We start from the raw sequence: 8,469 nt of genomic DNA, 5'->3' as shown, positions 1-8,469 counted from the left end.
AGTTCGTCTTCCCATCCCAGCATGGTCAGCCCTCCAAGAGCCGACCACCCATGAATCATTGAAAAATTGATTCGGGAATCCTATAAAACGCGCCAAAATCAACAATCTGCCAAAGTAGTGCTAGTTCCGGCCCCCCGCGCGCAATTGCGCACTGGCCGGGACGACGGCGGTGGGTGTGGCTACACCCCAGCCGCCGCCATCCCCACTGCCCACAGCGCGAACGCGTACACGATCGCGACCTCGTCGAGCCGCTCGAACCGTCCCGAGGCGCCGCCGTGGCCGGCGCCCATATTGGTGCGCAGGAGAACCGGGCCGCCGCCGGTCATGGTGGCGCGCAGGCGCGCGATCCATTTCGCTGGCTCCCAGTAGGTGACGCGCGGATCGGTCAGCCCGCCCATTGCCAGGATCGCCGGATAGTCCTTTGCCGCGACATTGTCGTAGGGCGAGTAGGACAGGATGGTGCGAAAATCCTTCTCGCTTTCGATCGGGTTGCCCCATTCCGGCCATTCCGGCGGCGTCAGCGGCAGCGTGTCGTCGAGCATGGTGTTGAGCACGTCGACGAACGGGACCTCGGCAACGATGCCGGCGAACAATTCGCCGGCGCGGTTGGCGACCGCACCCATCAGCATGCCGCCGGCCGATCCGCCATGGCCGACGATCCGCCTGGCACTGGTATATTTCGCCTCGATCAGAGCTCGCGCGCTCGCGGCAAAATCGTCGAAGCTGTTCGTCTTCTTCTCGCGCTTGCCGTCGAGATACCAGCTCCAGCCCTTGTCGGCGCCCCCGCGGATATGGGCGATGGCGTAGACGAAGCCGCGGTCCACCAGCGACAGGCGGTTGGCGCTGAACGAGGCCGGCATCGCCATGCCGTAGGAGCCGTAGCCGTAGAGCAGCAGCGGTGCCGAGCCGTCGAGCTCGATCCCGCGGCGATGGAGGATCGAGACCGGCACCTCGGCGCCGTCATGCGCCTTCGCCATGATGCGCGTGGTGACGTAGTCGGCAACGTTGTGGCCTGACGGAATCTCCTGCCGCTTGCGCAGCACGCGCGTTCGTCTCGCCATGTCGTAGTCGTAGACCTCCGATGGCGTCGTCATCGACGAATAGGTAAATCGCAAATTCGTCGTCTCGAATTCGTAAGAGCCCATCGTGTCGAGCGAATAGGCGGCCTCGTCGAAAGCGATGGCGTGCTCTTCCCCGCCAGCGAGATCGCGGATCACGATCGCCGGCAGCGCATGCGCGCGCTCGAGCCGCACCAGATGGCCGGCATAGAGATCGAGGTCGATGATGTAGATGCCGGGGCGATATGGGATCAGATCGCGCCAGTTCTTGCGCTCGGGTGAGCTGAGCGGCGCGGTGACGATCTTGAACTCGATGGCATCGTCGGCATTGGTGAGGATGAACAGTTCGTCGCCGCGGTCGGCGATCGAATATTGCACGCCTTCCTCGCGCGCTGCGACGAGGCGCGGCGGCGCTTCGGGCTTGGCGAGATCGATCAGCCGCTGCTCGCTCGTCTCGTGATCGCCGCCGGCGATGACGCAGAAGCGGCCGCTGGTGCTCTCGTGCAGATGGGTGAACCAGCCGGCATCCTGCTCCTCATAGACCAGCGTATCGTCGGCCTGCTTGGTGCCGAGCCTGTGCCGCCACACCTGCATCGGCCGATGATTGTCATCGAGCTTCACATAGAAGAAGCTCTTGCAGTCCGCGGCCCAGACCACGCCGCCGTCGGTCTCTTCGACGAGATCGTCGAGATCTTTTCCCGTCGCCCAGTCACGCACGCGGATCGAAAAATACTCCGAACCTTTTGTGTCCGCGCTCCAGGCCTGCAGCTTGTGATCGTACGAGTGGCGGCTGCCGCCGAACTTGAAATATTTGTGGTCCTTGGCGAGCGCATCGCCATCGAGCACGATCTCGCCCTCGCCGCCGTCGCGTGGCATGCGGCCGAACAGCTCGTGCTGCCCGCCCTCGCGAAACCGGCGAAAATAGGCAAAGGGCCCGTCCGGCGACGGCACGCTGGAATCGTCCTCCTTGATCCGCCCCCGCATCTCGCCCACCAGCGTCTTCTGCAGCGCCGCGGTATGGCCGAGCAGGCTCTCGGTGTAGCCGTTCTCCTCATCCAGATATTTGCGGATGTCGGGATCGAGCACCTTGGGATCGCGCAGCACCTCCTGCCATTTCTCGTCCTTCAGCCAGGCATAGTCGTCGGTCACGGTGATGCCGTGCCGGGTGAATGAATGCGGCCGGCGCGGGGCGACGGGCGGGGTCTTGCTGGCGGTGTTGGGCAAGTCGATCCTCGGAGCTGGGATGTGTCTTGCCTCTATATCAGATCGAATGTGGGGAATTTAAAGAAGGCTGCTGCCTCGCGCTCCCGCTCCGACCTGAGGGCCCGCCATCGGCGGGCGCCTCGAAGCATGCGCTGTGAGCGAGCTGTCCGCGACTCTCGATAGATGCGATCGCGCTGCCGCAAGCGGGCAGGGATGAAGCTACGCCGCCACCTCTTCGCCGAGATACGACACCGCCGCCTCGAGCCCGCCCTTGCCGTGCGGGATACTCAGCGCGTTCAGCCCGACCTCGATCACACCGAGCGTGCCGAGCAGCATCGGCGCGTTGACGTGGCCCATATGGGCGATGCGGAAGGCTTGTCCCGAGAGATCGCCGATGCCGGTGCCGAGCACGACACCGCATTTGTCCTTGCAATAGCGTTGCAGCACGGCCGGGTCATGGCCGTTGCTCATGGTGACCGTGGTCACGGTGTTGGAGCGCTCGCTGGCCTCGGCCACGTTGAAGCCGAGCACCTGGCCTTCCGACCAGACGGAGACCGCGCGGCGCGCAGCTTCGCCGAGCAGGCTGTGGCGGCGGAAGGCGCTTTCAAGCCCTTCCTCGTATAGCAGGTCGATCGCCTGGCGCAGCGCGAACAACAGATGCACCGGCGCGGTGCCGGCATATTTGCGATAATTCTCGGTGCCCTCGCGCTCGCTCCAGCTCCAATAGGGCGTCGACATGTTGGCCTTCTTGTGCACCTCGAGCGCGCGCGCGTTGGCGGCGACGAAGCCGAGACCTGGCGGCGTCATCAGGCCCTTCTGCGAGCCGGACATCGCGACGTCGACGCCCCATTTGTCCATCTCGAACGGCATGCAGCCGAGCGAGGCGACGGTGTCGACCATGTAGAGCGCGGGATGGCCGCTCGCCTTGATCGCCTTGCCGATCGCCTCGATATCGTTCTGCACGCCGCTGGCCGTGTCGACCTGGACGACGACGACGGCCTTGATCTTGTGCTCCTTGTCGCGGCGCAGGCGTTCCTCGACCTCGTGCGGCCGCACCGCGCGGCGCCAGTCGCCCTTGAGCACCTCGACCTCGGCACCCATCAGCGCCGCCGCATTGCCCCAGCCGATCGCAAAGCGCCCGCTTTCCAGCACCAGCACCTTGTCGCCGCGCGACAGTACGTTGCTCAGCGCCGCTTCCCAGGCGCCGTGACCGTTGGCGATGTAGATGTAGGATTTGCCCTTGGTCGCAAACAGTTTCGAGATGTCGCTGAGCAGGCTCTCTGTCAGGTCGAGCATCTGCTTGGAGTAGATGTCGATCGCCGGACGGTGCATCGCCCGCAGCACCTCGTCGGGCATCGTGGTGGGCCCGGGGATGGCCAGAAACTCCCGGCCCGCGCGAACGGTCATTGCTGTCGGTCCTTGTTGCTTGAGAACAGGATGGTGGGTCGCTGAATCATACCTTTACGCGGCGGCGGCGTGTGAGAAAAGCGCGTAAAACGCAGGTCTGGCGTGGTTTTTTGCTTTGAGCATGGTCTCGTCGGAAAGCCGCTTCACATTTTGCGCCAACGCGGCCCTTCGGGTCCGGACCATGCTCTATCGCTTCGTCTCGCGGCAGCCGGCGGCCTCCGCCTCCTCGACCGAGCAGAACCAGCGGGTGCCCTTGCTGATCTTCATCTTGATCTGGGCGTACCAGCGGCTGGTCGGCTGGTGATAGATGCATTCGCCGGCGCTGTTCACATTGCCCTTGATGGTGCAGTCCGGCGAGGGCGCGACCGGCCCCGAGGCCGACGCGAGCAGCACCGCATGCGCTCCCTCCGGCGGCGCGGTGGCCCCGAGGATGGCGGTCTTCTTGTTGCGGACGCGCCAGTCCCAGGGCGCGATGAAGGCGCCCTGCCACATCCCGGCCTTGGCCTCGCGCGCGGCCTTTTCATCCGCCTCATAATCCCGCGACATGTGGGTGTAAGCCAGTGCCCAGCCGCTGCGCACCAGCCATTTCTGGATGTCCTCGCCGCCGACCTCGCAGCGAGCCACGGTGCGCCCGCGCCGGTCGATCGCGCGGGTGTGGCAGACCCAGGTCTTGCCCTCGGCGTATTTGGCGAGCTCGTCGCGGGCCGCGACGCCGCAGGTCCAGCGCTCGCTCTTGGTGTTGAGACAGAGCTGATCGACTGAGGGCGCGTCGATGCCGCCGAGCCGGATGCGCGTGTTGCCGATCACCACGGCATCGCCGGCGCGGACCTTTGCCGTGCCGGTGATATCGGCAGCGTGCGCGAGCGAGGGGGCGAGGAAAGCAAGCGCAATCAGGAATCTTCGTAACATGCCTGTCCGGGTGTGATGAAAATCTCGATAGACGGCGCAATTGTGGTCGGCTTTTGGCCGCTCGGCCAGCGTTTGCCTGACAGGAGGACTTTCAACTTCCCGTCATTGTCGGCTTCTTACCCTCCCCTGGAGGGTCCCTGGAGGGGAGGGTCGGCATGCTATCGAGCGAAGCGAGATTGCATGACGGGGTGGGGTGATCTCTCCACTCGGGCACTGTTCGTCGCGGAGAGACCGTCACCCCACCCCGCTCGCGCTACGCGCGATCGACCCTCCCCCTCCAGGGGAGGAAGGACACATCACCCCCGCGCCATCGCCCTTTTCGCCGCTGCCAGTGCCATCAGCACGAACGCCGAGGTCACCTCCGGTCCGCCCACCAGAATCCGCGTCGGCGTCTTCATCTTATTCCATTCATAGGCGCGGAACGGGCCGCGGCGGCCGCCTTCGCCGAGGCTCGCGATGATGACGTTCAAGGCGGGCGCGAAGGAGCGCGGGTCGGCGCCGAGATGGCCGAGCGCGATCAGCGCCAGCGCGGCGTCGAACACGTTCATCTCGGCGGCCATCAGCTCGCCCTTGACGTAGGACAGCACGCGGTGGCGGATGAAATCGAAATCGCCGCCGGGATCGATCGCCGCCTGTGCCGACAGCGGCAGTGCCAGGAAGGCGGCATAGCAGCGGCCGAAATAGGCGCTGTAGAGTTCCGGCAAATAATAGATATGCGAGCGCGGATTGGCGAAGGCGCCGCTCGCCGCCAGGCGCTTCTGGAAGCCGATGATCCGATGCACGGTTGCGAGCCGCGCCGGCGTCTCCAGGATCTTCCAGCGTGCGAGGTTGCGAAAGCTGACCTCGAGAATGTCGAGATTGAGCGTCGGATCGAGGTCGTTGCCGTAAGGGCGCTCGCCCGCGAGATTGTCGATCCAGGTCGCAACCCCGCCCTCATAGTCGATATTGTCGTTGAGCGGCACGGTCACGCGCGGCGTGTTGACGCCGGCGCGCACCTGATAGCCCGAGTAGAAATCCAGGAGCGGCTGGTCGATGATGGGATCGGTGCAGCCGGCCTGCGTCGCCGCGGAGATCGAGCAGGCCGTGGTGTCGCAATCCGGCACGTAGATTCCGAAGCCGAGATCCTGCTTGATTTGCGCGAAGTAGCGGGAGAACCGTGGATGCGGCGCCGGCGCCAGCGCGGTGATGACGTTGAAGCGCGCGCCATCGATGCCCTCGACCTCCTCGCGGCTGATGTTGACGCAGAAATCGACCATGTCTGCGATGGCGCGCTCTGCCGCGATCTTGTCGGCCGGCGAGGCGAGCCCGGTCTCGACATAACTCAGCAGCGCCTCGATGAAGAACGCGTCGTAATAGGCGGAGCGGTGGCGGATCTGCACCGGCTCCCACATCGGCTCGGCAATGCCTTTCCAGGGCGGATTGACCACGGCGCGCGCGGGCGAGCGCGCGATGAAGACGCGGGCGAGGTTGAACAGCAGCGAGGAATTCTTGTACCCGCGTGCGTTCAGCCCCGTGAGCGCCATGATCAGCTCACGTCCGCGAAAATCGGGGTCGCCGATCAGGTTGAAGGCGGCATAGGTCGGCAGGAAACCATTGCGGCGGTACGAGCCGAGCAGATGCTGCGCGCAGTCGCGGATCGCGCCGTCGATCTGTGCGCCCTGCGGCAGGGCGGCGTTGAACGGCACCGGCGGCGGCTTGGGATGGTCGAGCGCGATGCTGTCGACGAGATCGGCGATCGGCCGTCCGACCGCCGCCCAGTCTGGCTCGACCTCGTCGCGGGCGCGGGTGAGCGCCTCGCGCAGCCGGCTCAGCTTGGCTTCGTCGCGCAGCTCGGGCAGGCCGGCGCGGCGGAGCAGTATCCGCAGCGCGGGATTGCCAAGTGCGGTCTGGTAGAATTTGGCCAGATGAGGATCGCCACCGGCCGCATCGGACAATACGGGATCGCAGACGTCGTAAAGTGAGGGGCCGTCCTTCCGCGCCGTCAGCGCCCGGCAGGCGGCGCCGGCAAAATAATGAAAGCTCATGAAATACCTGGTCGCGGGGGGCCCGGCCGGGGCCGGCGAGCGCGCAGCCGTTCGCACACCACCCCCTGCAAGTCGTTGAAAAGGCTACCCGGATTCGCGGAAAATACAAATGTGATAGGCGTCACAGAAAGGGCCGGCACGAAGGCTGCATGAGGAGCGTCCGGAAGGCTACGGGGGAGCCAAGAATGCATGAACTTGGTCTGGAGGATTAACCAATATATTCAGACGCTTAGCTCAAATTTTGAGCAATCTATTGCCCCAGGGCCTATATGCGGTTAAGGGTTTGTTTGGTGCGGCGCCGCAAATTGCGCGCAATTCGGGGGCACTTCCCCGGCCAATCCCTCAAACCCAAAGCCGCTATCGCGCTACTCAAACAGTGTGCGCGCGCTTGGCTGGACTTTGGCACAGGAAACGAACCGAGATGAATGTAAAGCAGCTCGACCTTTCCCGACGTACGATCGCCCTCGCCGCAGCCCTCGTCGGCACGGTGTCGCTCGCGATCGGCGCCCATGCTGCTCTCAACATGCGTGCGATCGATGCCGCCAAGGCTGTGACCACCGAACAGATCACCGGTTCGATCGGCCAGAGCTCGCGTCTCGCGCTCGTCATCGGCAATGGACATTATCCCGACGCCAACGCGCCGCTGACGCAGTCCATCAACGACGCCCGGGCGCTATCCTCGTCCCTGCGCAAGAACGGCTTTGACGTCGACATGGTGGAAGACGCGACCAAGGACGACATGGTCCGCGCCGTGGGCCGCCTGAAGTCCCGGATCACGCACGACAGCGTCGTCATGCTGTTCTTCGGCGGCTACGGCGTGCAAGCGGGACGCGAGAGCTACATGCTGCCGGTCGATGCCGTGATCTGGAAGGAAAGCGACGTCCGCCGCCATGGCGTCTCCATCGACGGCGTGCTCGAGATGATGAAGGAGCAGGGCGCCAAGGCCAAGCTCGTCGTGGTCGACGCCTCCCGGCGTAACCCTTACGAGCGCCGCTTCCGCTCCTACAGCCACGGCCTCGCGCCGATCAGCGCGTCCGACAATGCGCTGATCCTCACCTCCGCCTCGCCCGGCAAGGTCGTCGATGACGGCAAGGGCGAGCACAGCGTGCTGGTCAGCGAGTTCCTCAACAATCTCAGCAAGCCGGGCAGCGCCGAGAGCATCTTCAACAAGACCCGCCTCGCCATCTCCCGCGCCTCAGAAGGCGACCAGGTCCCGACCGTGTCGTCATCGTTGCTCGAAGACGTCCATTTCGGCGAAGCCGGCGGTTAGTTTCTTACCCTCCCCTGGAGGGGGAGGGTCGATCGCGCGAAGCGCGAGCGGGGTGGGGTGATCTCTCCACTCGGGCACCGCTTCAATGGATAGACTGTCACCCCACCCCGCTTCGCATTTCGCTACGCTTCATGCGAAGCGACCCTCCCCCTCCAGGTAGGGTTATCGCAGATGGCGAGGGCGGAGAGAAGGAAGTCATTATTCCATCTGGCTTGGAGCATTTTGTGGCTGATGCGGGCAGGACCGGGCGTTGCCTGCAGGGTATTGATGGCCAGCTTGCGGATGAGGGCGAGATTTTCGGCGGCGTGATCCTTGCGGCTGCGGCAGGCATCCTCGTCGAACAGGACGTCGAGGACCCAGTGCAGGTTGTTCTCGATGCTCCAGTGGGCACGCACGACCTCGAGCAGTTTTTTGGCCGACAGCAAGCGCGAGGCGAGGAAGTATCGGACCGTGTGTTTGACAGCCTTGCCAGAGTTGGCGCGCCAACTGTCGATGCGACCGATTGCGGCGATAGCGGGGAAGTCGTATTGTTTCGCCAACTGAGGAGCCGGCGCGACGATGGCCTGTCGGCGTTCGACGCGGCCGTGGGCGGTGGCTC

At 64.7% G+C, this 8,469-nt stretch carries 6 protein-coding genes; 1 reads left to right on the top strand and 5 read right to left on the bottom strand.

The features are described from left to right. Positions 1-179: 179 nt before the first annotated feature. From EAV90_RS38555 to EAV90_RS38540, 4 genes are all read right to left on the bottom strand, one after another. Positions 180-2,282, bottom strand: coding sequence for a S9 family peptidase (locus EAV90_RS38555; RefSeq protein ID WP_129146414.1), 2,103 nt, complete (start codon positions 2,280-2,282; stop codon positions 180-182). A 198-nt stretch (positions 2,283-2,480) separates the two neighbouring features. Next, positions 2,481-3,668, bottom strand: coding sequence for a pyridoxal-phosphate-dependent aminotransferase family protein (locus EAV90_RS38550; protein ID WP_122400459.1), 1,188 nt, complete (start codon positions 3,666-3,668; stop codon positions 2,481-2,483). 186 nt (positions 3,669-3,854) lie between these two features. Further along, on the bottom strand, positions 3,855-4,577 hold the full coding sequence (locus EAV90_RS38545; RefSeq protein ID WP_129146413.1) for a thermonuclease family protein: 723 nt from the start codon (positions 4,575-4,577) through the stop codon (positions 3,855-3,857). Positions 4,578-4,873: 296 nt separating this feature from the next. Beyond that, the gene (locus tag EAV90_RS38540) at positions 4,874-6,601 is read right to left on the bottom strand and encodes a hypothetical protein (protein WP_129146412.1); all 1,728 of its coding nucleotides are present in this window, start codon (positions 6,599-6,601) and stop codon (positions 4,874-4,876) included. 421 nt (positions 6,602-7,022) lie between these two features. Here EAV90_RS38540 and EAV90_RS38535 point away from each other — a divergent pair, with 421 nt between their 5' ends. Next, a complete protein-coding gene (locus tag EAV90_RS38535; RefSeq protein WP_122400462.1) occupies positions 7,023-7,871 on the top strand; it encodes a caspase family protein in 849 nt (282 codons plus the stop codon). Positions 7,872-7,993: 122 nt separating this feature from the next. Here the strand turns inward: EAV90_RS38535 and EAV90_RS38530 are convergent, their stop codons facing one another. Further along, positions 7,994-8,410, bottom strand: coding sequence for an ISAs1 family transposase (locus EAV90_RS38530; protein ID WP_245509734.1), 417 nt, complete (start codon positions 8,408-8,410; stop codon positions 7,994-7,996). Positions 8,411-8,469: the final 59 nt, after the last annotated feature.

Source organism: Bradyrhizobium vignae, assembly GCF_004114425.1.
GTDB classification, from domain to species: Bacteria; Pseudomonadota; Alphaproteobacteria; order Rhizobiales; family Xanthobacteraceae; genus Bradyrhizobium; species Bradyrhizobium vignae.
This window is presented reverse-complemented; position numbering and strand designations above follow the sequence as displayed.

Coding starts and splice junctions, on each gene's coding strand:
- EAV90_RS38550 (WP_122400459.1), bottom strand. CDS start 3,668: ATGACCGTTCGCGCGGGCCGGGAGTTTCTGGCCATCCCCGGGCCCACC.
- EAV90_RS38545 (WP_129146413.1), bottom strand. CDS start 4,577: ATGTTACGAAGATTCCTGATTGCGCTTGCTTTCCTCGCCCCCTCGCTC.
- EAV90_RS38540 (WP_129146412.1), bottom strand. CDS start 6,601: ATGAGCTTTCATTATTTTGCCGGCGCCGCCTGCCGGGCGCTGACGGCG.
- EAV90_RS38535 (WP_122400462.1), top strand. CDS start 7,023: ATGAATGTAAAGCAGCTCGACCTTTCCCGACGTACGATCGCCCTCGCC.